This window comes from Mycetocola spongiae (genome assembly GCF_020424085.1).
Classification (GTDB): Bacteria; Actinomycetota; Actinomycetes; order Actinomycetales; family Microbacteriaceae; genus Mycetocola; species Mycetocola spongiae.
On sequence record NZ_CP080203.1, the window covers coordinates 1026527 to 1052327 of the forward strand.

Here is a 25801-nt window from a genome sequence, read left to right on the forward strand (position 1 = left end):
CCGACACAGGGAAGGCCGACATCGCGCAGGCGGCACCACGGAGCGCAGGCGAGCCCGCGGAAACTCGAAAAAGAACATGCGTACTGGCCCCCAAACCACTACCGAGGTCCGCGCCGGGCAAACCCCTAATACTCTGTCTACGGTTATGAGTCATGGGAGGGACGCGACCGCGCGGCCCTCCAAAAACACATAAACGGACCGGACGGGACCGTGTCGATGACGCGATCCCGCCCGCAGGGGCCGCCGGCCGGCGGCCCCAGAAATACCTAGCCCTGGAACGCCCGGGTGACGTTGGCCTCGGACTCGGTATAGTAATCGCCAGCGCGACCAAGCAAAACCGAGATGCCGTCAAGCGACTCGTTAAGCTCAAGACCCGCACGGTTGAACTGCTCATAAAGCGAGGTGAACGCCGCGGAACCGGTGCCCTCCCACTCGGACCCGAGACCATCCACGACGCTGCGCAGCTGGCTCAGGAGGCCGTTAATCTCACCGGCGCCCGATTGCAGACGCGAGGAAGCCTGGTGGAGACTCTCGGATGAAACGCGAATATTTGCCATGATTATTCCCCCTGGATTAAGTGGCTGAATTGACTAAAGGAACGGTGATATTACCCCGCCAGTGTTACACCCGGGGCCAGCGATCGCGATAGTTTCTCCCACTCCCACGGAATTTTTTCAGGAAGAAACACCTGATAACAGCGATTATTTATCCGGCGGGGCGGCGACCTCCGGCGTGGTTCCCCAGCCCTCGAGGCTCAGGGTGGCCGATCCCGTGCCATCGCTCAGGGCAATCTCGGTGGGGAGGGCCCGATCCACCCCGGATACGGTGAGCGTGCCCGCGAGGGAGCCCGCGGTGGTCACGGCAAATTGCACGCCGGGATGTTCTCCCCCCAGAACCTCCGAGACGGAGAACTCGGCGCGGGCCCGCGGCGGAGTGAGAATCGACTCGAGCAATTCCCGCGGGTCCCCGAGTCGCAGCAGCGCGGCCAGGCCCGGGCGGGAGCCCTCAACCAGGCCGTATTCCTCCTCGGAGACGGGAGTCCCCAGCAGCTTTTCGAGCCCGGCATTCCCCCGCGCCCAGACCCGGGACCCCCGGATAATCAGGTCCGCAGAGAGGCTCTCCGAGGCCACAACCAGCCGATATCCCGCGCGCGTCCCGGTGCGCTCCATCCGCATTTTTTCGGGCGGCCGCAGCGCCGGTACGCGATCATATTCGCCCGGCACGGGCTCGCTGAAGCTGCCCTCGATCCGCACGGAGTCCTGCCCCTCCACATCGTCGAGGATCCGCGCGGCCAGCGCGTCCGAGCCCAGCGTGTCGATGCCGTTTGCCACCCCGGATTGCGCGGTGATCTCCAACGGCGGCGGCGCGGTATTCCCGGGCGAACCGCATCCCGCCAGCGTCCCCAGCGCGGCCGCTAGCGCAAGGAGGCGCGGTGCGCGGCTAGCCACCATCGCCCCGCACCGCATCGCTCACGCAGGTTTTTTGCGCACCCACGGCCGCGAGTTCCGCGGCGGAGCCGCCGGGCTTAAGCTCCTCCAGGCGGGAGAGTTCCACCACGATAAAGCAGCTATCGGCCGGGACGATGCCCCCGGTCTTGGGTAGCCAGAGCTCCCGTCCGCCCTTAATCTGCGAACTCACGTCCACGGGAGGCGTGGATGCGGTGACCCGCACCGCGGCATAGGGCACATTGGGCCCCTGCCAGGTGACGTGATAACTGCCACCCACATCGGCGATGCTGAGCCCCTCAACCTGCGCGGGAGGCGCAAATACGGTGCGCAGAAGGAATACCAGGATGACGGTGATCACGGCAGCCGCGGCGAGGGCGACCGAGACGATAAACGCGGGCTGGCGCGTGAGTTTTCGTGGGGCGGGCGGCTCCGCCAGTTCCGGAAGCACATCGCGCTCCCGGGCCAGAGCCGCGCGCGGTCCGCGCCGCGCGGATCCGCCAAAACCCTCGATTTGGAGGCGATCGGGGCCCTCCCCGAGGGTGAGCCCAGAGAGGACCGCGGAGGCGATCTTGGGCGGGGCCGAGCGCAGCGCCGGCGGCTCGCCCGCGGGCGCCGGGGCCACCGCGGAGGGCACGGCCCGGGGGCGCTGCACCGCCACGGGGGCGCTGGGCGGGCGGGCATATCCGGTCGCGGCGGCTCGCTGCGCGGCACGGGTGGCGGGCGCAGCGGAGACCCCCGCGGCGGGGGTCGAGGCGGGCCGCGGGTTGGGCTCCCCGATCCGCTCGCCACCCGGAGTGGCGGACAATTCAGGACCAGACGAATCGGTGCGTCCCGGGAACCGTGCGGGCACTCGCGGGCGGGGCGCCGCGGGGGCCTCCGTGGCCTCGTCCCCCGGCTCAACCGCCGGAAATACGGGCCTCTCGTGGAGCCGGATCGGCCGACGCCGAGCGCCCCCGGAGGCGGAGTGCTCGGGCCGTGCCCCGTCCGCCGATTCCTGCGATTTCCCCACCGTCTCTCCCCCTACTTTTTCCAGAAATAGTGATGCTAATATACCTTCCACGCAACCCGCCCACCCCTTCTTCGGGGGTCTCAATTCTGGCGCCGGGTGTGGGAAGGGGGCTTCCGAATGATCCAGAGCGAGTCGACGTGCCGCGCGATGCCGCGCCCCCACAACGGCCCGCAATTGTTATCCATTTTCTGCGTAATCTCGCTGTTTTTTCTCTCCCTGGGGGTCCTCGGTCCGGGCGCGGCGCAGGCCTCCCCCGCTCCCCCCGGCGGCGGATCCACGCTCGACGTGGCCATTCCCTTTGGCGGATCCGCGAGCCAGTCCTTCCCCGAGGGATGGAGTGCACTCGAGTGCCCCTCCGGCACCTCCCCCAACCTCATCGCCGTACACTGCGCGGGCGACCGGGTGGAGTTCGGCGCAAGCGGATATCTGGCCGATCAGGAGCCGCAGCCGGTCACGATCATCCTGAGCGATGCCGGGGCCCGGCAGACCCTCACCTATCGGGTCTCCCTGGCGCCGCCCGCGCTCTCCGTGAATACCGGCGGCAGCTATGGCATTCCCCTCGCGCAGGGCACCCCGGCCGTCATCCCCTATGCCGATCTTCGGGTCTCCTGCGACGCCTGCGGGGCCACGCTGCCCGAGTTCCGGTCCCCCTCCGTGGACCCGAGCGAGGCGGGTATATTGCGCTTTGCCGCCACGGGGCTGGAGTTCCGGCCGGCCCCCGATTTTAGCGGCGCGGCCACCGTGGGATTCACGGTACTCGATGGCACCGGACAGGAGTCCGCCCCCGCGCAATTGGTCCTCGCGATCCGCCCGGCGGGCGGGCCCACCCCCACCACGGTGACCGATCTTATGGGCGTGGAGGCGGGGACAACTGCCGTGGGCAACGCGCTGGACAACGATCTCCGCCCACCCGCGGATAGCAGCGCGCTGGTGTCCTGCGGCCGGCCCGGAAATGGCATCGTGCGCTGCACCCCGGACGGCGGCTATACCTACTCACCCAACCCCGGGTTCAGCGGGGTTGATCAGTTCAGCTATCGCCTCTTCAGCGAGCACACGGGCGAAAACACCGTGGGTTCCGTGCTGGTGGGCGTGGGGGTAGATCCGCACCCCGCGGCCGAGGTGGCCCCGGGCACCAGCATCAGGCCGCTGCTCGCCCGGCCTGGGATCTCGGCCCCGCCACCCGGCTCGGTTGGCTCATTCACCCTGTTTCGTGAGGTGATCGCGAATGTCAGCGGCCCCCTCGCCTAGCCTCGTTTTTTCGTATCCGGTATTGGAGCATCGTGCAGTTACGTTTTAGTGTTGATCCCCGCGTGGCCAGCCCCGGCACCCCCTCCGTGGATGCCGTGATAGACGCCGATGAGTCCCTCACCGTGCGTGAGCTGGGTGCAGCGCTGCGCGCCGATCCCGCCGAGCTCTTCCCGGGCATCGACCCCGATCTGGAGTTTTCCGCCACCGGCGTCCTGATGGGATGCACCCTCGGCGAGCATCCCACCCAGGTATTGCCCGCGGGCACCCTGCGCTGGGAGTGCGTGGGCGGCCCCTATGCGGGCGAAAGCGTGGGGCTTCCCGGGGGAGCCTCGATCCTGCTCGGTTTTGCCGCGGGCAGCCAGCTGCGCGTGCTGGATCCCGCATTGGAGGACCGCCACCTGCTGATCGAGGTACCCCCGGCCGATCCCGCCCAGCCCGCCGCGGCCGTATTACCCGCGAGTGTGCGGATCGCTCCCGCCACCCCGGGCGCAGAAATCTGGGTCAACGGGGTGCTCCGGGACGAGCCCACCATGCTGGGCCCCGAGGACGTGCTCCAGGTGGGCGAGAGCATCTTCCGGATCGGCCGGCAGCCCCTGCCCAATGCCAATATCATGCCCGAGTCCCCGGGCCGCGTGGCGTTTAACCGGGCCTCCCGCATCCTGCCCGTCCCCGGCGCACGCACGGTAAAGCTTCCCGGGGAACGGCCCGATACCGATCGGGCCAATCCCGTGCCCTGGCTATCCGCGCTGATTCCCGTGATCATCGGCATCACCGCGGCCCTCGTTTTTGGGCGCATGATGATGCTGCTATTCGCCGTCGCGAGCCCCCTCATGGTCATCGGCACCTATTTCACCTCAAAAACGGCCAATAAACGCAACGGGAAACGCACCACCGAGAAGTGGCGGGCGGAGATTATCCAGGCCCGGGCCGACCTTAATACGATCGCCGAGACGCAGCGGGTGCAGGCCTGGCAGGCCCGGCTCGATCCGGTACAGACCGCCGATTTTGCCCGCACCCCCACCTCGCGGCTCTGGGAGCGTCGACTCGATGATCCGGATGCCCTCAGCATCCGCATCGGGGTCGCCGAGGAGGAACTCCGCGTGAGTTTCGAGGGCCACCGGGTGCGCAGGGCCGGCGAGGCTGTCACCCTCGCGGTCTCGCCCACACCCTTCTGCGTGGATCTCGCGGAGGGCGTGACCGGTATTGCCGGCCCGCGCCCCGTGACGCTCTCCGTGGCGCGCAGCATGATCATCGCGCTCGCGGTGTGCCGCACGCCCCGGGATCTCTCCCTCGTTCTCTTCTGCGCCGATGAGGCCGCGGCCGAGTGGTCCTGGTTCCGCTGGCTACCGCACGCCGATACCGGGATTAACTCGATGACCCGCATCGGCAATACCGAGGACACCCGCCGCGCCCGACTTAAGGAGCTCAACGCGCTGCTGGAATCACGCCGCGCCTCCTCTGGCTCGCGCCCCGCGTCCCCCGATTCCCATCTCGTGGTGATCCTCGATAACGCCCGCAGCTATCGCACGCTTCCGGGGATGGTGAACCTCCTCGCCCAGGGTCCCGCCCACGGTATCCACATCATCGCCCTCGAAAATGACCGTTCCAAACTCCCCGAGGAGTCCAGCACCGAGATCCGCATCAACCCGGAAATCGTGACCCGCGCGGAGGTGCTCGCGGCCGATGGACACACCCCCACGGTGCTTCTTGACGGCACCACCGTGACCCAGGCCGAGGCCACTGCCCGCGCGCTTGCGCCGATCGTGCATGTGGGCGGCGCGGGGGATAATGTGTTGCTCCCGGGCTCGGTGCGCTTTGTGGAACTGCTGGGTCTTGACCTCGACGACCCCTCGCCGCTCCTGGCCCGCTGGGCCTTTAACCCGCGCGATACCCGGGCGATCATCGGGGCCGGAACCGACGGCCCCTTCGCGGTGGATCTCGCCGCCGATGGCCCCCACGGCCTGGTGGCCGGCACCACCGGCGCCGGCAAATCCGAGTTCCTGCAGACCCTCGTGACCTCCCTGGCGCTGGCAAACCGCCCCGATGCCCTCAATTTTGTGCTTGTTGACTATAAGGGCGGGTCGGCCTTTGCCGATTGTGAATGGCTTCCGCATACCGTCGGCCTGGTGACCAATCTCGACGGCCGCGAGACCGAACGCGCCCTGGAGTCCCTGGATGCCGAGCTTAAACGCCGCGAAACCGTTCTCAAGGATCTCGGCGCGAAGGATGCCAATGCGGCGTGGGAAAAAAACCCCGCGCGGGCCTCCGCCGAAAACCTCGCGCGCCTCGTGCTGGTCATCGATGAATTTGCCGAGTTGAAGACCGAACTCCCCGATTTTGTTGATGGCCTCGTCCGCATCGCCCGGGTGGGCCGCTCCCTCGGCGTGCATCTGATTTTGGCCACCCAGCGCCCCTCGGGGGCCATCACCCCCGAGATGCAATCCAATACCAATCTTCGGGTGGCCCTGCGCGTCACCGATAAGGCCGATTCCAGCGATATCCTGGGCAGCCCCGAGGCCTCCGCGATCAAACCCTCCACCCCCGGCCGCGGTTATGTCCGCCGCGGCATCGGCGCGCAACCCGCGGCCTTCCAGACCGCCCGCGTCGCCGGCCGCCGCCCCGGCGTGATTCAAACCACCACCACCCCCGTCCGTACCATCACCCGCACCTGGAATAGCGAGGGTATCCCGGCGATCTTCCCCGAGCCGGCCACCCCCCACCCGTCGGCCGCGATCGACCACGACGATACCGATCTCCGCGCCCTCGTTAACCTCATCGCCACCGCCGCCGAAAAAACCGGCATCCCCAAAAACCCCTCGCCCTGGCTGGATCCGCTGCCCCCGCTCCTCACCCTGGATTCCCTCCCCGCCCCGGACTCCCCCACCGCCATCCTCCTGGGCCTCGAAGACGTCCCCTCCGAGCAGGCGCAACGCCCCCTCACCTGGGACCCCACCCGCGACAGCCACCTCGCCCTCGTCGGCGGAGCTCGCTCCGGAAAAACCACAACCATGCGTGTAATCATCTCCCAGCTTGTCGAGAAGATGAGCCCACAGGAACTCCACCTCTATGTCATCGATCTGGGATCCGGTGCGTTGCTTCCCGCGGCCTGCGTGCCACACTGCGGCGCCGCGATTTCTTCCTCGGAGATCCCGCGGCTTCGATCTCTCCTTGAACGCCTGCAGCAGGAAATCGATCAACGACAGGGTGTTTTCGCCGATCGTATGCTCGGCAGCATTCAAGAACAGCGCGCGTCCGCGCGCCCCGGTGAGGCGCTGCCGTATCTTATTGTCGCTTTGGAGGGCTGGGACCGGCTTGTTTCCGATTTTGGCCAGGACGAAGCCTATGCCTTTCGCGAGGATTTTCGTAAAATCCTCCGCGAAGGCTCCGGCGTGGGAATCCGCGTCCTGATGAGCGGAGATCGGGGTCTTGCTATTGACAACATCAAGAGCTTCATTCCTGACAGCTATTTTCTACCGCTGGTCAATCCGGCCGATTACGATCAAATCGGGATAAAGGCAAAAGACCTTCCGGCGGAAATTCCACCCGGGCGCGCCTATCGAGGGGGCCCCACTCGGGAATACCAATTTGCCACGCTCAACGCCGCGCCCGACGGCGCGGCACAGGCCAGCGAGTACATTCACATCCTTGAGCGGGCCACGCATACCCATCGCGCGGCACTCCCCAAGGACTGGGCCAAACCGTTCCGGCTAGATCCGGTGCCCTCCTTCATCCTGCTATCTCAGGCCCAGGATCTGCCTCGTGATGAGGCCACGGCCTCCACCGGGATTATCTGCGCCGTGGGAGGAAACACCCTGTCTCGACTCATGTACAGCCCACAAAACCAACCCGGATTTGTGATCACCGGGTCCTCGCGTTCCGGGCGCTCCAGCACCCTCGTGACCTTTGCCGCCCAACTCAACGAGCGTCCCGGAGGGCTTCTCATCATGGCCCTCCCGCGGTCACCGCTCCATGAATACGCTCACGGGCATAATAACCTCCTGATTTCCGATCCGGACACGGATCCGGTGGCTGTCCAGGAGCTCGCCGATAGGGCTATCGCAGCAGCCTCGAAGGCGGGGCTATCTCGCGCGGTACTCCTCGTTGACGACATAAACGAGTTCCGGAGCTCCCCCGTCGAGGACACGCTCACCGATAGATTCCCGCAGCTCTCCATCATCGCGGCAGCCCACGAAGCCGACTCCGGTTTCAGCATGAGTGGCCTCCTCGCCGAAGCTAAAAAAGGCCGCATCGGAGTTTTCCTCTCCCCCACGGGAACAAGTATTGGCTCCACTGTTTTTAACGCGACCATACCCAAGGAGCACATCGGACAGCACCCGCCGGGACGGGCCGCGATCCTCCTCGGAGGCCGTTACGATTCTGTGCAAATCCCCATTTATGACCCCCTTAAACGGGGTTAGTATCGTGCGCAATAAATCAACGCCGAATCGAAACCATCACCCGCCAACGTCAAAACTATCCCCGAGGAGAATAACCACTCATGAGCGAATCCTGGGCCAACGGCACCACACTAATCGATTTCTCCCTAAGGGTCTCTCATATTCCCGCGGCATCGGAAGACGCCTTTGAGCAGCACATCGCCCTCGATTCTGGCGCCGACACCGTAGACGACACCCTTGTCGAGGACCGCATCTGGCTCGTCTCACAAACCACAGACAGCGCCACAGGCATCGGAAAAGCCGCCCTAGGCGCATATGACGCCGCGAATGCGTTCATCTGTACCGACGAACACGTCCGAGACACAATCGAAGCCACATTCTCGTAACCACGTACCACCCAGCTCCGTGAAAGGAGACACCCATGACCAACTGGACTCCCCTCGATCCCGGAATCGGCGATCTCGCGTCACTCTCCCGCTACGCCCAAAACCTCCTCGACCTCGCCGAGGCCCTCGACCAGCGCGCCCGCTCCATAAACGATGCCCTCCTCGAACGCCCCACCCACTGGACCGGCCCCAGCGCCGAGGCCTGGGACGCAATGATCCGCCCGGAAATCGATGCCGCCTCAACTCTGGCCACCACCTTCCGCACCCGAAACGAGGCCGTCCTCGCCTACGCCTCATCCCTACGAAATATCAAGGCCGACGTCGCACAAAACCTCGCCACCGCCCACCGCAGCATCTCCCTGGGCACCGACAACGGCATAACCACCACACGCGACGCCCAAAGCGGCCACTATACGTGCGCCATCACCCCCACCCGGGCACTCATCACCCCCGAACAGCTCCCCGTTCTTGAGGCACAACTGCGCTCCACCCAAAGCGCCCTCAACGGCCACGCCCAGGACCTCGACGCGATCGCCGCGCGCCGCCGCCTGGCCGATAACACCCTCGGCGCGGCCCTGGAGCGCCCCGCCTCCTGGGCCGCGCAACACGCCGCGTATACCGCGATGGGCCTCACCGATCCGCTAAAAATGAGTAAATATCGTCTCACCGAGGCCTTTATCCAAGACCTCGACGGGCTCAACCTCGGGGAGGCAAATGCGGATATTCGCGAACGTGATGCCCAAAAAATAAACGATTTTTATGATGCTTTTGGCGGCGACCCGGCGGTCATGTCCCAGCTGTATTCCTCCCTGGGCGGGGCTCGGATCAATAACCTGCTGCTGCATCTGGAACGCTCCAGCCCCGATCCCGGGGATCAAAGCATCAGCCTCGTGGAGCGCGAGTGGGCTTTGGATACCGCGCGGCGCATTCGCGACGGGTTCACCCTGGGTTCCCAGGGTTGGGACGAGCACCAGGCACGGGCTTTTGCCGAGTCCTTTTTTGGCCTCCCCGCTCATCCCGCCCCCGTGACCGGCGCGTTCCTCTTTGATGGTCGGGAACCGCTGGGAGAAAATATTGCCTACGCCCTGGCCGAGGCCCTGGACCGGTATGAACGCATCGGCGGCCACGGCGGGGCATTTAACGGCTCCCGGGCCCTGACCCCGCTCGAACGCGGCCGCGATGACCTCTTCGCCGCCGATACCGCGGCGGCCATCTTCCAACAACTCGCCCACCACCCCCAGAAGGCCGCCAACTTCCTCAACCCCGATGACTTCGGCCAGGAATCCACAAGGCGCACCGAGTATTGGTTTGCCCAGCGCACCTGGAAAGACGGGCTCCAAGCCGTGACCGCCCTGGCATTGGGCACCCAAAAAATCCCCGGCGGCCCGCTGGAGACTCCCCCCACCCCCGAGGGCCTACGGCAGGCGGCCGGCCTCGCCGGCCAAGCCATGCGCCTGATCGATTTTAAAGATAAATACGGCGGCGTCATCTTCCCCGGGGCCACCAGCGATAATATGTCCGAGTTTCTCGCCATCAACCTGCCCGGGTTTATGGACGGCACCCTCGCCGGAAAAACCACCGGTAACTTCGGATTCCCGTTTCACCAAAACGAGTTTGATCCCGATTTTTATTCGCCGAATATCGGGCAGGAGGATCTCGGCTTCTGGTTGGGAATCGCCGGGCAAACGGCCGCGGGATCAACCCTGCTCGACCTGGCCTATCACAAGGTCAACACCACCTGGACCCGGGACGCGGTGGGCGTGGATCCGGCACTGGGAAACGACCTGATCGAACGCCTCGTCCAACTACGCCGCCTCCTTGACGTCAACCAGCTCGGCACCCTGGAAAAATTCGCCGGCATCACCGAGGCCCATAAACAACAGGCCCGCGACCGGGCCCTGAGCCTTCTATCACTCATCCCGATGGGCCCCTCCGCACTGGTGGCAAAGGCCGTGGGAACAACGATGGTAAAGGGCGTGAGCACGGCGGTGGTAAAGGGCGGCGCGGCCACACTCATCGATGCCACCTGGGGAGCGAGCAAAATCAAATTCTACGACGCCGTGGATCTGGGCTCCCCTCCCCCCGGCCTCACCCAGGCCCAGGACATCGCGGCCCATCGACGCGCCACGCTGGCCCTGCAGGAACAGTATCGCATCATCCAATACGCCCAGGCCGCCTATGGCTACACCCCCACGCCCCTGCCCGATGGCGATCAACCAGATTTTGGCAATACCACGGCGATGCGCGAATGGGTCAAAAACAACTGGCAGGGCTGCGAGGACGCCTTCCAGGCCCTACACCCCCGACAAAACGGCCCCCATTACCTCTGGGGAATGATCTACCAGGGCGAGGAAGAAAATAATCCCTTCCACTATTAATCCCGGCCCGACCCTATCTTGAGGAACACATGAAACCCGCATCCCGCCGCCCACACGCCCTCGCCCGCGCACTCACCCTCGGGCTCATCCTCGCGCTAGCCGGCTGCACCCCACCAATCAAACCCGAGGACATGCCCCCCACCCAAATAGACACCCCCACCCTCACCTGGGAAAACGGCATCACCCCCACCGGCCCCCTCGAAAACACCATCTACGTCCAATACATCCGCGAACTACGCCTCGGCGAAGCCCTCGCCTGGAACATCGGAGACTTCACCATCCCCCAACTCACCAACATCGAATCCGACCCATTTCGACTTTCCGTCTCGTATTCCACACAACGCGATCTTCCATTCGTATTCCTCGGCCCTGCCCCCTTCACCCCACTCACCATCACCCGGGCGGAAAAACAACCCGAGGACGGCAGCGAACGCGTCATCGTGAGAGTCTGCCAACGGCAAAGTGAGGACTATCTCAGGGAAACCCCGAATCCCGAAAAATATTATCGAGACGTCAACCGAGGAAACGAAATTTTTACCTATACCCTCGACCACCACCCCGATAACACCATCACGAATTCATTCGGTGCCGCCGGGACATTCTGCCCGGACACACAAGTGCCCCTCGCCCTGTTTGATACCACCCCCACACTCCCCACACCCCCGGTAAATAAACCCGTGCGCAAGGCACCCTATGAGGTATCCACCGATACCAAAAAATGGGTCGCCACCACCGACCTCAACGGCAACCCCCTCCCCACCACACCCTAAACACCCCACCCACCATGCCCACCACTCACCCACACGCCCTCGCCCGCGCACTCACCCTCGGGCTCATCCTCGCGCTAGCCGGCTGCACCCCACCAATCAAACCCGAGGACATGCCCCCCACCCAAATAGACACCCCCACCCTCACCTGGGAAAACGGCATCACCCCCACCGGCCCCCTCGAAAACACCATCTACGTCCAATACATCCGCGAACTACGCCTCGGCGAAGCCCTCGCCTGGAACATCGGAGACTTCACCATCCCCCAACTCACCAACATCGAATCACGACCCTTACGACTCGCCAATTCTTATATATCGCAACGAGACTACCCCTTTGTGTATTTAGGTCCCGCCCCCTTCACCCCGCTCACCATCACCCTGGACGAAAAACAACCCGAGGACGGCAGCGAACGCGTCATCGTGAGAGTCTGCCAACGCCAGGACGAAGACTACATTTCAGAAACCCCCGGCATGGGAAAGTTCCCCGCAGACATCCGCCGCGGCAACGGCATCTATACCTATACCCTCGATCACCACCCCGATGGGACCATCACAAACCGAAGTAACGGAACCTCAAACCTCTGCCCGGACACACAAGTCCCACTCGCCCTGTTTGATACCACCCCCACACTCCCCACACCCCCGGTAAATCACGAAGTACGCGAAGCCCCCAGCACTCGCCCCCAAAACCTCAAAAAATGGGTCGCCACCACCGACCTCAACGGCAACCCCCTCCCCACCACACCCTAAACACCCCACCAACAATGTCCACCACTCACCCCCGCATTCACCCAGGGACTCCTCCTCGTGCTGTCGGCCTCCGCAACTTCGAAACCGAGTTCCAAGAACGCGTTAAAAAACTGAACGAGCTTTGGGGAATGTTCCGAGCCGGACGAACAGACACGCTTGACCCGAGACGTTTTCTGTTGAGCTTTACCCTCAAGGCTTCTACCAACCCTCTCGTGGTAAACACGGTTGGAAACCCCGATACCGCGATCGATACGACCGTTTTGGGGCCGGTGATGAATAGCGGCGCCCATGATCCTGATTGTGTTATCGAGGCAGGCTTCAACAAAAAAGAACGATTTGCCGGATTTGCCGGCAGAATTCGCTCGCACCTCCCGCAGGACTGGATTAATACCCGGGCCGCGCTCTCCTCCCTGGGCATCAACGTCACCATAATGACCCCCGGCGAGGCGGGTAAAAAACTCGCCGACCTCCTCGGCGACTACGCCGCCCAGGAAGATCTCACCGCGGAACAGCTCGCAAACCTCGATACCTATTTTGAGTTTTATGGCAATGATTCCGAAGCGATGTCCGCCCTGGTAGACCGCCTCGGACCCGATAAAATCCGTGATGTCCTCACCAGATTTGCGTTCGAAGCAGATAGCCCGCTGAATAGTGAGGACTTTCAAAAATACGCCGGATACGTGCGCACAGCGATGGAAATCGGTACCGCGGCCTGGGACCCAAATCGAGCGTCCGATTTTATTAATGCGCTCATCACTCCGCGACCCGATTCCAGCAGTATCAAAGATTCCAGCGTCATCGCCTATCTCTTTGGCGACGGCGGTCATATGTCCGCAAACCTCGCCCTTGCCGCGGCCCGCCGCATCTACGAGATCGAGTCCAATGGTAAACCCGCCCTCGGCGCCGACGATATGCTTGCCAACTCGCTCTTCACTCCGCCCGCCGATCTGAGCGCGCTCGATCCGGCCTCGGCCATTTATAAGGCCCTCGGCCGCTTCCCCACCGCCGCCGCCGATTTCCTCTGGGCCGACGATAAGCCCGATAGCGCCCTCATTAAATTTCTTTTTGGGAAGCAAGGTGCACGAGATGGCTATGAGGGCGCCCTCGCCCTCCTGCAGGGCGCCACCCGGATCCCCGGGGGCCCCCTCGATGGCGATAACCCGATAGACCCGGGCGCCTGGGACCGGGTCGCCCGGTTCACCAGCATTGCGCTGCGTCAGCTCTGCGGTTTTGGGGCTCACCCCGGGGATTCCGCCCTGAGCCAGCTGGGCAAGGACTATCGGGGCGATTATCTCAGCGATCAGGCGAAGACCAGGCTCGCCTTCATCCTGGCAACGCATATGCCCGGCTTCCTTGACACGCCGCTCACCGGCACCGCCTCACAAAACGACCCCTATGCGACGTCGGATGTATTCACCGTTGGTCAGAGGCTCAACATTCCCAACCTGAGCCTGGATCAGCTCACCACCCTGCTGGGCGTGGCGGGCAGCTCACCGGGCGGCGACGGGATCCTGATGCACATCCAGGGAAAAATGCAGGAGTCCTATCGACTCTTTCTTCTCGGCTGTTCCCCCGAGCTCCGCGGCGAATACCTCGACAAAGCCCTCGCCGGACTCACCACGTTGGATGGTGTCCTCACCGGCACGGCCATGGGCCTGACGCTGAAACAGGCCCAACACGGCGACGCCTGGGCTAAAAATCGGCAGGCAGATATTGATGCGGCCATCAACCTGCTTGGCAATATTCCCATCGGCGGGGCCGTGGGCAGGGGCGCGGCACTGCTAGGACAGGCTTTCCCCTCGATCGGTGGCGGAATCGGGGGCGCCCTGACCAAGCAGGCCCTGGGTCAGGGTCTCGGTAAAATTCGGGACGTATCGCTCGAAAACCTGGGCTGGTTTAACCCTAACACCGGCACCCTGGAACGCGTCGAGACCACGATGCCCGGGTCCCTGCGCGAACAAAAGGCACTCCATCGCTATCGCACCATGCAACTCGCCGCAGATGTCCTCGGATACCCGGGACTCCCGCGAGACGCGACCGATGAGGAAGCCATTGCCGCCGTGATCGCGGAACACTCCGCCGCCATCGACGCACTGCTGCGGGCCTCCGCGGGAGAGCCCCCGGCACTCCCCGGGGAAAACCTCGCCAGCGAACACTCGCTGGATCATATTGCCGACCGGCTCTGGGCCCTGGCCAACGGCGCCAGCACCTCCAGCACGGAACACTAAACCAATCCCACACCCTAGGAAAGTCCATGAACCTCAACGCTCGTCGCCTTATCCGCAGCACCATCTCCGGTGCGTTGCTCCTCTCCGTGCTCGGGCTCGCCGCCTGTGCCCCGGAAGAACCCACACCGGAACCGGAAAAACCCGCCACCGTCATCAACACACCCACACAAATCTGGAAGGACGGAATCACGCCCTCCGGTCCCCTCGAAGACGACGAATGGGTCCAGGCCGTGCGCCGCTACGAAATCGGAACAGCGCTGGCCTGGAATACCGGAGACTTCACCATCAGCCAACTCACATCCGTCGTCGAATATCCCGAGGATATCAGCCGTCCCTACGCCCAGCAGGGCAACGCCCCCTATGTCTATCTCGCACCACGCCCCTTCGTGGTCATCAGCTCGGAACCATCCCCCGGAGCAGAACCGCCAAGCAGCGGCCGAAGAGTCACGATCTGCGCCGCACCACAAATCGACTGGATCCTCCCCGCCGTCCCCTTTGACCGCGCAAGCCCTCGCCTAGGCAACGATAACTCCGGCATCTTCAGGGCCGTACTCCGCACATACACCGTGGGAAAACTCGACAACGGCAACTACGACGTCTCCGGGGGTGGCGGCGATAAATGCGACGCCACCGGTGCCGCCATCGGCTATTTTGACCCCGCCCCCACACTCCCCAAAACCCCCGTCACCAAACCCGTCCGCCAACCCTTCACCGAAACCCTCACCCCACGACCCACACCCTGAGGCGAGGGAAAACACGACTAAAACGGCGCGTGACCGTTCGCGTGCAGGGGTCACGTCCGCGCCATGCGCCCGATTCTTCATACCCTCAACTACGGCCCGTCACCCGGTCACGTCCGGTCCGTGCGGCCCGGGGATGACCGGGCTCACCGGGAACGATCAACCGCGGAAAACGCCGGCCAGAGCGGGAGTACCCGGGGCAAAATCACACGTGACAGAGCCGCGTATCCCACCCGAAAACACCAACGGCCCCGCAGACTCGGGGTCTGCGGGGCCGATACGGGAGGATAGGGCGGGCGTTAGGCGCGGGCCGCGCCGCCGATACGGGTGATGGCGCCGCGGGAAAACTCGGTGGCCGCGGTGCGCCAGGCGCGCTCGAGGTCAAAGACGTTATCCCCGCGGTCGCGGCTCAGCGGGAGCTGCGCGGCGAGGGCATCAAGGCCCGCCGCACGCAGTTCCGTATTCACGTTAATCTTGCCCAGACCCGCGGTCGGCGCACGATCGATATCGCTCTCCGGCAGGCCCGAGGCGCCGTGCAGCGTGAGCGGCACATCGGTCTGCGCGCGGATCGCGGCAATCAGGTCCCAGTCCAACTCGGGGGTACCCAGATATGCGCCGTGCACGTTGCCCACGGCCACGGCCAGCAGGTGGCAGCCGCTCTCGGCCACAAAATCGCGCACCAGGGAGGCATCGGTTTTCCCCGACGCGCTGACAGCGATCGCGGAATCCTCGTCCCCGGCCAGGGCCCCCAGCTCCGCCTCCACCACGATCCCCGCGGCGGCCGTGGCCTCCACGATCTCGCGGACAAAGGCGGCGTTCTGGGCCACGGGAAGACGCGAACCATCCGCAAGCACCGAGTCCACCCCCGCCTCCACGGCGGCCAGGATCAGCGCCCGGTCCGTGGCATGATCCAGCTGCACACTCACCGGCACACTCGCCGCATCGGCCAGCGCGCGCAATGCCCGCACATAGCCCGGCCCGTGACGCTCGGCCACGGTGTTCTGGGTGACCAGCACGGTCACCGGCGCACCCAGGTCCTCCGCGGCGGCCACAATACCCGCCGCCGTGGAATAGTCATAGGCGGTCAGCGCGGCAATCGCTCCCCCGCGCCCCAGCAGCTCGCGAGCCAGGGTATCCAGGCGGGCGTGCACTAGGCGCCGATCCCCGCCGTGATGCCCCAGACCAGCCAGGTCAGGGCAAAACCGGCCAGGCCCAGCAGCGTGGTCAGCACCGTCCAGGTGCGCAGACCATCGGCCACCGTGAGCCCCAGATAGCGGGTGACCACCCAGAAACCGGCATCGGTCACATGCGAGAGGCCCAGCGAGCCAAAGCCCACCGCCACCGTGATCAGCGCGATCTGCAGGGCACTAAAGTCCCCGCCAAGAACCGCGGCCGAAAGCAAACCACCCGTGGTCACGATCGCCACGGTGGCCGAACCCTGCGCCGCACGCAGCACAAGCGACACCACAAAACCGAGCAGGATCAGCGGCACACCCAGGCCGTCCAGGGCCTCGGCAAGCGCCCCACCGATACCGCTGGACTGCAGTACCTGACCAAAGATGCCACCGCCGGCCACCACCAGCAGGATCGACGCGATCGGCGGCATGGCCGTCTCAAACGCCTCATTGGTGCGGTCCTTACCCCAGCCGCGACGAACCGCGAGCGTGAAATAGGCGATGGCCACGGCCACCAGCAGCGCAAATACCGGCGTGCCAATAAACACAAACAGGCCGTGGGCAAACGTGCCCTCCTCGATCATGAGGGAGCCGACGGTACCCACCAGGATCTGCACGATCGGGATCGCCACGAGGGCAATGATCAGGCCCGCGCGCGGCGGAGCCATCACGTTACCGTTTTTATCGGTGGTGGTGATCACCGTGCTGCCCTGACCAAGCTCCGCGATCTGCGCGGCCACCGAGGGCGAGAGCGCATATTCGCGGCGGTTCATGATGCTCGCGATCCAGTAGCACAGGAAGCCCAGGACGATACAGATCGGCAGGGCCACCAGGGTTACCAGCCCAATATCGGCTCCGAAGATTCCGGCGCCGGCCACGATGCCCGGGTGCGGCGGCATAACCACGTGCACCGTGAGCATGATGCCCACCATGGGCAGCCCAAATTTGATCGGGTGGAAACCGTTGACCTTGGAGAAGGCATAGATGATGGGGACCAATACGATCACGCCCACCTCAAAAAACACGGGAATCGCCACGAGGAACGCCACGATCGTCAGCGCGATGGCCACCCGCTTGGGTCCAAGCAGATCGGTGAAGTGATCGGCGAGCGATTGCACTCCCCCGCTCAGCTCGATCAGGCGGCCGAGGATCGCCCCGAGCGCGATGATCAGCGCCACCTTGGTCATGGTGGAGCCCACGCCCTGACCCACCAGGGTGAAGATATCACCGAGCGGAATCCGCGTGGCAATGGCCACCACGATGCTCACCACCAGCAGCGCAATAAACGCGTGGATACGGAATTTAATGATCAGCAGCAGGAGCAGGGCGATACCCAGCGCGGCAATGATCAGCAGCAGCGGGGTGCTGAGCTCCACCGCGGGACCGATGGCATCGGTGGCGGCGGCAAAACGAGCCAGAACAGACATCTAAATCTCTTTCGGAACCAAAACTAGGAGTGCTTGCGGTGGGGTGCGGTGACACGAATCACGGCCGAGTCATCGGCGGTGGCGAGTCCCTGCGCGGCACCCAGCAGATAGGTCTGCTCGGCCGCGGCGGCGATCGGGGTGGCCAGGCCCTGCGCGCGGGCGGCCGAGGTCACGATGCCCATATCCTTCACAAAAATGTCCAGGCGGCTGAGAACCTCGGCCCCCTCGGGGTCATAGGCCTCAAGCATGCGCGGCCCGCGGTTGGCCAGCATAAACGAGCCCGCGGCACCCGCGGCCAGCGTGTTCAGCGTCTCCTCGACGTTCAGCCCCAGCGATTCGGCGAGGGCCAGCGCCTCGGCCCCGGCGGCGATATGCACGCCACACAGCAGCTGGTTCACGGTCTTAAACGCCTGCCCATCGCCGGGGCGGTCACCGATCACGGTGAGCGTGGAGGCCAGCAGCTCCAGCACGGGGGCCGCGGCCTCGCGGGCGCGCGGGGAGGCACCCACCACGATCAGCAGGTCACCCTCGCCGGCGCGCACCGGGCCGCCACTGAGCGGCGCATCCACAAGCTCCACACCATGGGGCTCCAGGCGGGAGACCACGGAGGGGATCCCGTCCATTCCCACGGTGGAGGTGAGGATCACCACGGAACCGGGGCGCAGGCTCGCGGCGATGCCATTCTCGCCAAAAAGCACCTCGTCCAGCTGGGCGCCATTGCGCACCGCGAGCAGCACGGCGTCCACGCCGGCCACGGCCTCGGTGGCGGAGGCGCACGGAATAATTCCGTGGCCGGCGGCGAGGTCCAGGCGGGCGGCATCGATATCAAAACCGCGCACACCGAGGGTGCTTGCGAGGCGGGTGGCCATCGGCAGACCCATCGCGCCGAGGCCGAGGACGGCAACGTTATAGTCAGACATGTTTTCTCTTTCTACGGGTTCCGGGTGGAGCTGAGGATGGAAACAACCTCGGCGAGGGAGTTGTCGTCGCCGACATTGCCGGCAAAAACGATATAGGGGATTCCGAGGGCCGGGCCGTCCACGCTCTCCCACAGGGAAACGATTCCGGGGAGCATCGGGCCACGCACGATCGCATGCCGGATGGACAGGCCGTGGGCTGCCACATCGCTGGAGGTGATGCCCCCCTTGGCGATCACAAAGCGCGGCGGGCGCTGGGCGAGGGTGCCGCGCACCACATCCACCACGGCGGACGACACGCGGCGCGAGATTTCGAGGCTCTCGGCGGGGCTCTCGGTTTTCATCAGCAGGCGGCTGGTGTGGAAGATCACGTCTCCGGTGTTAATGCCGGCCACAACCTCCGCGATGATCTCGGCGAGATAGGCCTCCGCCTCGGCCGCGGTGGCACCGCCGTCGAGAATATCGGAACCGATCACGCGGGTCACGTCGAGCTCAATCGTGCGGGCCTCGGGGCGGTCCTCGCGCAGGCGGGCCAGCTGACGGCTGGTCAGCCCCACATGCGAGCCCACCACGATCAGCCCGCCCGGGGCGCGGTTGCGGGCATCGGCGATGGCCGGTGCATCCTCGGCCACGGCGAAGATCTCCCCCGCGGTGAGCGGGGAGCGCGGGGCCTGGCCGATGCGGGCGCGCACAAGCGGCGGTCCCACGCGGTAGAGCAGGTTCAGGCCCGCGGCCTCGGCCTCGATCAGGCCCAGCGAGAGCAGGCGCAGGTCGTTTTCGGTGACAATATCCACCGCGATCGGGGTGGATCCGGTCACGCCGCTCAGGGCGCGCGCGATTGCCGCGGCTCCGGCCCGGATGATGCCGAGGTCCAGGACCACCACATCGGAGGCGCGGAACCGGCCGGCGGATTTTTCCTCCACATAGGAGGCCAGATCGGAGTGGCTAAAGCCAAACGTGGCGTCCCGGGCGAACTCGGTCTCGGCCACGGGCACCGGGGTGCCGTCGATGCGCATATAGTGTGTGCCGCCGATCGTGATCCGGCCGGCATCGGGGAACGCGGGCACCATGACCACGCCGTCCACGGGGGTGCCGGTGGCCGCGAGAATCTCCTCGGCCAGCACATCGGTTTCCAACGGATAGTGTCCGCGCAGGGTGGAATCGCTGCGGCTGACAAAGCCGAGGGTCAGCGGGCGCGGATAGCCCGGGGTGGCGTTCACGATCGCGGCGGCCGCGGTGGCGGCATGCACGATCTCGCGGTTGCGCTCGGCCGCGGTGTCCGGGGCCAGGCTGCGGGTATTGGTGAGGACGTAGATTGCGGGGGCATCCTGTTGCAGGGCCCAGACAAAATCCTCGGTCTCCCAGCGGGTGAGCACGGGAAGATCGGCGACCGACTGCGTGCCGGTGGGGTCGTCATCAAGCACAATCAGTACTCGTCCGGAGCGGCCGGCCTGCTCGGCCACCGCCTCCGCGGAAATTTCTACCTCACGCGGAAAGCGCGCGAGAAGTGTGGCTTCATCCATCGTTTACTCCTTTGTACCGTCTGCCTCAACTTGCCGTCAGATGTCAGCTGTCTGACAGCTTACGGTATTTTTGTGAACATGCGAGACGGGCCGCGTGCGGATCCCCGGCCACGCCCCCGGCGGGCCGCCGGGCCGGGGATCGGTGGTGCGCCGCGTTTGGCGGGCAGCCGCGGGCTCCATCATCGGCGCGCGGCCGGGTGTACCCCACGGACCGCCGACCCGGGCTCGCCCCTCCGATCACGGGAGCAACACGAGCACCCCGCGCGGAATCGCCGCGGGCGGGCGGTGCCCGAATGACGCGCCCGCGCGCGGCAGCACCCGGGCCGAGCAGCACGCAAAAACCGCCGCGGTACCCGGGCAAATCATCGGGGCAGACCCGCCCCGGTGACGCACGGCCGCCACACTCCCACTCGGGCATCCCGCCGCGGAATCATGCGACACAAAAACATCTATTTTCTGCCGCGGGGCGCGCCCGGCTATTTCTTCGGTGGCTCCAGCACATAATGGCGCAGGTCGTCGAGAGTCTGATCCATATGCGAGTCCATCGCGAGGCGCGAGGCCTCGGCATCCCCCGCGGTAATCGCATCCAGAATGCCCTGATGCTCGGCGATCGCATGGGACTGGATCTCCGGCACGCGCGAGGTCTGCGCGCGGCGCTCGGTGAGGATTCGGGTGAGCGGGCGGAACATCACGCCCAGGAAAACATTGCCCGAGGCGTGCAGGATCACATCGTGAAAGGCGATATCGGCGTCCACAAATTTCTGCACGTCGTTATCGGTATGCGCGTCGCGCATCAGCGTGAGCTGCGCCCCCAGCTCCGCAAGATCGGCCTCGGTGCGGGAGAGGGCGGCGAGCGCCGCGGCCCCCGTCTCAAAGAGCCGACGCACCTCCACCAGGTGCACGGCCACATCGCTATCTCCGCTTCCGGCCACCGCATAACGCAGCACCGCGTCGATCGAGGTCCAGGTAGCCACGGGATTCACAAAGCTGCCCCGACCCGATTCCACCCGGATCACACCCTGTGCCTGCAGCGTCTTAATGGCCTCGCGCACGGTCATCCGGCTCACCTGATGGGAGGCACCGATCTCGGCCTCGCTTGGCAGCCCGGCATCGATGGGTAGCGTGCCCGAAATAATGCGATCCAGCAGGTCATCCACCACCACCTGAACCAGCGAAATGCGCGCCACGGCTAGCCCTCCCGGCGCAGGCGATCAAGGTCCACGCTGCCGGAATATACCAGCTCTGCCGGACCCGAGAGCGAGACATGCTCACCCTCCTCGGTGGGGAACATCCGCACGGCCACCACGCCGCCGGGTACCTCCACGCGCCACTGATGCGGGGCCCCGGGGCCCGCCCAGTGCCGGGTGGCGAGGGCGGCCGCGGCAATACCGGTTCCGCAGGACAGGGTCTCCCCCGAACCGCGCTCGTGCACGCGCATGCGAATCTGCCCCACACCGTCCTGCACCAGATGGGCGCGCGGAACCACCAGTTCCACATTCGCCCCCTCGGGCGGGGCCGGGTCCAGAATCGGCGCGACACTCAGATCGGCGCCCTCCAGCTCGGAGTCATCGGCGAGCGCCACCACCACATGCGGATTGCCCACGTTAATGCCGAGCCCGGGTCGGGCTACCTGCACACCGCGCGGGTGCACCAGGGGGCCGTTTTCGTCCAGGCGCCAGCGGCCCAGATCCACCGCGAAACCCTGCGCGGATACCTGAACATCGCGCACCCCGGCGCGGGTGCCGATCGCGAGGGTCTCCCCGCGCACCGGGGTGACCAGGCCGGTATCGATCAGATACTTCACAAAAACGCGGATGCCGTTGCCACACATTTCGGCGGTGGAGCCATCGGCGTTGTAATAGTCCATAAACCACTCGGCCCCGGGATCCTCGGCCAGGATGGCCTCCCCGGCGGGCAGCGATTCGGAGCGCACGGCGCGAATCAGGCCATCGGCGCCGATGCCAAAATGGCGATCACATAGCGCGGCAATCAGGCCGGGGGTGAGCACACGCTCGCCGGCGGGATCGGTAATCAGCACAAAGTCGTTGCCGGTGCCGTGTCCCTTAGTGAAATCGAGAGTATTCGCCATGTCCCCCAGTGTATGACCCCCTGCGCCCCTCCCCGAAAAGCGTCTCGACACGGCCCGTTAGATGGGAAGGCGCGTCCCTGAGTAAATGATCCCGCCGAGGGCGTGACGACCGGCCGGTGAATTTTATCCGGGGTGCACTTTGCGACAAAAACAATGGCTCGTTATTCCCCCTGCCCACCCAAGATGCTTTTATTACGTGACGATTCACCTTTCACTGACGCAAGGGAAAACATGCCGCATATTTTCGGTCCCGCTCATGCCCCCGTGGCGGTAGTCGGCAGCGCTTTTCTTGCCACGAGTTCCCCCGCCGCGCCTGCGAGCCCAGAGAACTCCGTGACAGCTATTTCCGCCCACGTTAAACGGGTGGCACCGGACCGCGGGGACCGGATGATTCGGATGAGGGGTGAAAACCCAAAGGCTCGTGACGCGCAGGAAGATACCCAGGACGGGGTAAACGTCCGGGGCTTGATTCAGGTTGTTTCCGCGCGCAGGAACGCGATCTCTCCCCGCGTTGCCACCCCAACCCGGGCCTGGTCCTCCGGGTTCCCTCACGCTCACCATGCGGGAACACATACGTGCTGCTTATTCAGTGCCGGTGCGCCTGCCCCGATTCTGGTGGTGGTCGATGATTCATTCAGCCGATAAGACGAGTCTCCGCAATAACGCATTCTCGAGGGTCCGCACCACACGATAAAAGGAAGGGAAGCAATATGTACCTGATTATTATTCTTATTGCCGGTATCTGTTTAGGGTTGCAACTCGCTCTGGCCCGGGTTCCACGGATTCGCTGGGTACCCCTGATAAGTACAACGCTATTGATACTCATCGGGGTGGTAGGTCTACAACTGCTCGACAGGCTCTCGCTGCTTTCCGCAGGCGTTTTTTTCCTAGGCGTCATCGCGGCCTCCACGCTCTATGCGGGACAGATTTGGTTTCGCATCGAGACGGAACCCAATATTCCCTATTGGGAATGGGTCGCCCGAGATTTTACGCACCCACGCTATTCCAGAACCCTGTACTGCGAACAACAGCAACGACTTCTGGACGAGAGGAAAGCGGCTACCGGCAATACCCGGACGGTCAGGACACACCAGATCATCTAAATAAGGAAGCGTCTTTCGCCAAAGAGGGTCGCGGGCCGGCCCCTCCGGTTCTCCGCCCATTTTGCTCCCAGCCTGTCGTGGGCGCAACGTCTCCGTAGCAAAAGGCCGCCTCATTCTCCGCGCACCTCAGGGCCGGCGGTAGAGGATTTCGGGTCGGCCACGCTGACCATAACGATGCTCCGGGGCCAGGCTTCCGGAGCGCACGAGGTGGTCCAGATAGCGGCGCGCGGTAATCCGGGAGAGGCCACAGGCCGCGGCCACATCCAGCGCCGAGACCGCCGAGTGCTCCGGGATCGCCGCGGCCACCAGGCGGGCGGTGGGCTCGGAGAGGCCCTTGGGGAGGCGACGCTCGCGATGCAGCCCCGCCTGGATAAGCGCGTTCACATCCTCCTGGGCCAGCCGATCCGGTTCCACCGGGAGGGAGGGGGCCGCGCGGCCCTCCCGATAGGCCCCGAGCTTCTGCTCAAAAACGGTGCGGGAGAACGGCTTCACCAGATAATCGCGGATGCGCGCGGAGGCCGCCTGGGACACCGTGATCGGATCGTTGGCGGAGCTCACCACGATCACATCCACAGGGTCATCGCTGAGCCGACGCAAGCGGTGCAGGACCTCCACGCCGCTGAAATCGGGCAGGTGAATATCCAGTAGGACAAGATCCACCTCCTCGGAAAGGATGCGTTCGATGGCCTCCGCACCGCTCGCCGCGGTGGCCACCACGCTAAAGCCGCTGATCTTATCCAGGGCGCGCGCATGCATCCGGCATACCGCGGGATCATCGTCCACGATCAGCGTGCGGATCGGCGCCGGCGCGCTCCCGGGCCCGGGCTCCCCCGGGGCGGATAGCTCATTAATCATCATGATGTTCCCCTAAAATTCGCTGCTGCGCGGGATCAACCCGCGGCAGCCAGGCCTCAAAACGCGCACCGCCTCCCGCGTCCTCACCCACCGTGATCCGGCCCGCGCGGCGCCGGATGATCGCCGCGATCAGGGCCAGCCCAATCCCGCGCGGCAGCGCCGTATCGCCGCGCTCCAGCGGCTGCTTGGTACTAAAACCGCGCTCAAAAACGCGGTCGCGCTCCCCCGGCGCGATGCCCGGGCCGCTATCGCTCACGATAATCAGGGTGCCCTCCCCCTGGCGGCTCAGCTCCACCCGCACCCAGCCTCCCGCGGGCACGGCCTCCACCGCATTGCCCACGAGGTTGGCGATGATGGCAAGCTCGTCCTCGTCCACGATCTCGCCGGAGCCGAGCCCCTCCAGGTGCAGCGCCCCGCCGTGGGCCGAGAGCTCGCGGGCACGCCGCTCGAGCAGATGGGACAGACCCGCCACGGACATCGCATGTGGCCCGGGGGCCGATACCGGCACCTCGGAATCCACGGGTACCAGCGTGCGAATATAGTCGAGGGCCTCCGCGGATTCCTCCTCCTCCAGGAGGCCGTGGATCACATGCAGGCGGTTAATGAACTCATGGGACTGCTCGCCGAGGGCCTCGGCCAGCCGGCGCTGCACCGCCAGATCGCGGGCATCGCTCTCCAGCCGGTCGAGCCGGCGGCCGATAAACGCCGTGACCCCCGCGGCCGCCAGGATGCCAAAGACCAGCGCCGCGAGCGCCCAGGGCAGCAGCCCCGCAACACCCTCGTGCATATCCTCGGCCAGATCCGATTCCAGGATCCCCACCGAGGCGGTGCCGATCACGGTATCCCCGGCATAGACGGGAATCTTCGCGCGCAGTGTGGGCCCGATCGTGCCCACCTCGGTGCCGATGAAGCGCTCGCCCGCGAGCACGCGGGTGTGATCGGTGGATACGGTGCCGCCGATCAGCGCGGGATCGGGGTGGGTAAGCCGCACCCCGCGGTCATCCGTGATCACCACATAGTCCACGCCCGCGGCCTGCGCCACCAGATCCGCGATCTGGCGCAGCTCCTGCGCGGGATGCTCCCCCAGAATACCCTCGCGCACCGTGGGCAGCGCCGCGAGGCTCTCCGCCACCTGCGTCACGCGCTCGGTGGTGACCTCACGAATTTGGCGCTCCTGCACGATCAGCGCCACCACCACGGTGACCAGGACACAGATCAGGACGATGCCCACCTGCACAAAAAGCAGCGCCACCCGGCTCGGACCGCGTGCGGGGATGACCGTGGAGTGCTTCTCCATGCGTGTCCCCTCCCGCCCTCGCCCATGAGTGCGTTCCCCTGCCAGGCTATCAGCGCCACACC

General features: G+C 65.2%; 20 protein-coding genes. 9 read left to right on the plus strand and 11 right to left on the minus strand.

Features of this window, described 5'->3' with window-relative positions; genetic code table 11:
• Positions 1–266: 266 nt before the first annotated feature.
• The 3 genes from KXZ72_RS04750 to KXZ72_RS04760 form a co-directional block, all read right to left on the minus strand.
• Positions 267–557, minus strand: a complete 291-nt coding sequence (locus KXZ72_RS04750; RefSeq protein ID WP_226082588.1) for a WXG100 family type VII secretion target — start codon at positions 555–557, stop codon at positions 267–269.
• 144 nt (positions 558–701) lie between these two features.
• Entirely contained in the window at positions 702–1451 is a 750-nt protein-coding gene (locus tag KXZ72_RS04755; protein WP_226082589.1) for a hypothetical protein, read from the minus strand.
• Positions 1441–2253, minus strand: coding sequence for a hypothetical protein (locus tag KXZ72_RS04760; protein ID WP_226082590.1), 813 nt, complete (start codon positions 2251–2253; stop codon positions 1441–1443). Before KXZ72_RS04760 ends, KXZ72_RS04755 begins: the two co-directional genes overlap by 11 nt.
• A gap of 321 nt (positions 2254–2574) precedes the next feature.
• On the opposite strand from KXZ72_RS04760, the gene KXZ72_RS04765 reads away from it, so the two are divergent.
• From KXZ72_RS04765 to KXZ72_RS04800, 8 genes are all read left to right on the plus strand, one after another.
• Positions 2575–3705, plus strand: coding sequence for an Ig-like domain-containing protein (locus KXZ72_RS04765; RefSeq protein WP_226082591.1), 1131 nt, complete (start codon positions 2575–2577; stop codon positions 3703–3705).
• A gap of 32 nt (positions 3706–3737) precedes the next feature.
• Positions 3738–8123, plus strand: coding sequence for an FtsK/SpoIIIE domain-containing protein (locus tag KXZ72_RS04770; RefSeq protein WP_226082592.1), 4386 nt, complete (start codon positions 3738–3740; stop codon positions 8121–8123).
• An 80-nt stretch (positions 8124–8203) separates the two neighbouring features.
• The gene (locus KXZ72_RS04775) at positions 8204–8488 is read left to right on the plus strand and encodes a hypothetical protein (RefSeq protein ID WP_226082593.1); all 285 of its coding nucleotides are present in this window, start codon (positions 8204–8206) and stop codon (positions 8486–8488) included.
• Positions 8489–8523: 35 nt separating this feature from the next.
• Positions 8524–10866 (plus strand): hypothetical protein, encoded by a 2343-nt coding sequence (locus tag KXZ72_RS04780; RefSeq protein ID WP_226082594.1) that lies wholly within the window; start codon positions 8524–8526, stop codon positions 10864–10866.
• A 29-nt stretch (positions 10867–10895) separates the two neighbouring features.
• Positions 10896–11636: a hypothetical protein gene (locus tag KXZ72_RS04785; protein WP_226082595.1), complete on the plus strand. Its 741-nt coding sequence runs from the start codon at positions 10896–10898 to the stop codon at positions 11634–11636.
• Between the two features lie 14 nt (positions 11637–11650).
• Positions 11651–12385: a hypothetical protein gene (locus KXZ72_RS04790; RefSeq protein ID WP_226082596.1), complete on the plus strand. Its 735-nt coding sequence runs from the start codon at positions 11651–11653 to the stop codon at positions 12383–12385.
• Positions 12386–12597: 212 nt separating this feature from the next.
• Positions 12598–14613: a hypothetical protein gene (locus tag KXZ72_RS04795; RefSeq protein WP_226082597.1), complete on the plus strand. Its 2016-nt coding sequence runs from the start codon at positions 12598–12600 to the stop codon at positions 14611–14613.
• 26 nt (positions 14614–14639) lie between these two features.
• Positions 14640–15356, plus strand: coding sequence for a hypothetical protein (locus tag KXZ72_RS04800; protein ID WP_226082598.1), 717 nt, complete (start codon positions 14640–14642; stop codon positions 15354–15356).
• Between the two features lie 296 nt (positions 15357–15652).
• On the opposite strand, the gene KXZ72_RS04805 is transcribed toward KXZ72_RS04800, so the two are convergent.
• The 6 genes from KXZ72_RS04805 to dapF form a co-directional block, all read right to left on the minus strand.
• Positions 15653–16504 (minus strand): class II fructose-bisphosphate aldolase, encoded by an 852-nt coding sequence (locus tag KXZ72_RS04805; protein ID WP_226082599.1) that lies wholly within the window; start codon positions 16502–16504, stop codon positions 15653–15655.
• Positions 16504–17955: a GntP family transporter gene (locus tag KXZ72_RS04810; protein ID WP_226082600.1), complete on the minus strand. Its 1452-nt coding sequence runs from the start codon at positions 17953–17955 to the stop codon at positions 16504–16506. Before KXZ72_RS04810 ends, KXZ72_RS04805 begins: the two co-directional genes overlap by 1 nt.
• 23 nt (positions 17956–17978) lie before the next feature.
• Positions 17979–18875, minus strand: coding sequence for an NAD(P)-dependent oxidoreductase (locus KXZ72_RS04815; protein ID WP_226082601.1), 897 nt, complete (start codon positions 18873–18875; stop codon positions 17979–17981).
• Between the two features lie 11 nt (positions 18876–18886).
• On the minus strand, positions 18887–20395 hold the full coding sequence (locus KXZ72_RS04820; protein WP_226082602.1) for a four-carbon acid sugar kinase family protein: 1509 nt from the start codon (positions 20393–20395) through the stop codon (positions 18887–18889).
• Positions 20396–20871: 476 nt separating this feature from the next.
• Entirely contained in the window at positions 20872–21582 is a 711-nt protein-coding gene (locus KXZ72_RS04825) for a FadR/GntR family transcriptional regulator (protein WP_226082603.1), read from the minus strand.
• Positions 21583–21584: 2 nt separating this feature from the next.
• Positions 21585–22484: a diaminopimelate epimerase gene (gene dapF / locus KXZ72_RS04830; protein ID WP_226082604.1), complete on the minus strand. Its 900-nt coding sequence runs from the start codon at positions 22482–22484 to the stop codon at positions 21585–21587.
• 710 nt (positions 22485–23194) lie between these two features.
• On the opposite strand from dapF, the gene KXZ72_RS04835 reads away from it, so the two are divergent.
• Complete coding sequence (locus tag KXZ72_RS04835; RefSeq protein ID WP_226082605.1) at positions 23195–23587, plus strand: hypothetical protein; 393 nt, start codon at positions 23195–23197, stop codon at positions 23585–23587.
• A 126-nt stretch (positions 23588–23713) separates the two neighbouring features.
• On the opposite strand, the gene KXZ72_RS04840 is transcribed toward KXZ72_RS04835, so the two are convergent.
• Both KXZ72_RS04840 and KXZ72_RS04845 read right to left on the minus strand, forming a co-directional pair.
• Positions 23714–24445 carry a response regulator gene (locus KXZ72_RS04840; RefSeq protein WP_226082606.1) on the minus strand — a complete coding sequence of 244 codons (732 nt, stop codon included), beginning with the start codon at positions 24443–24445 and terminating at the stop codon, positions 23714–23716.
• Positions 24435–25739: a sensor histidine kinase gene (locus tag KXZ72_RS04845; RefSeq protein WP_226082607.1), complete on the minus strand. Its 1305-nt coding sequence runs from the start codon at positions 25737–25739 to the stop codon at positions 24435–24437. The genes KXZ72_RS04840 and KXZ72_RS04845 overlap by 11 nt, the downstream gene beginning before the upstream one ends.
• Positions 25740–25801: the final 62 nt, after the last annotated feature.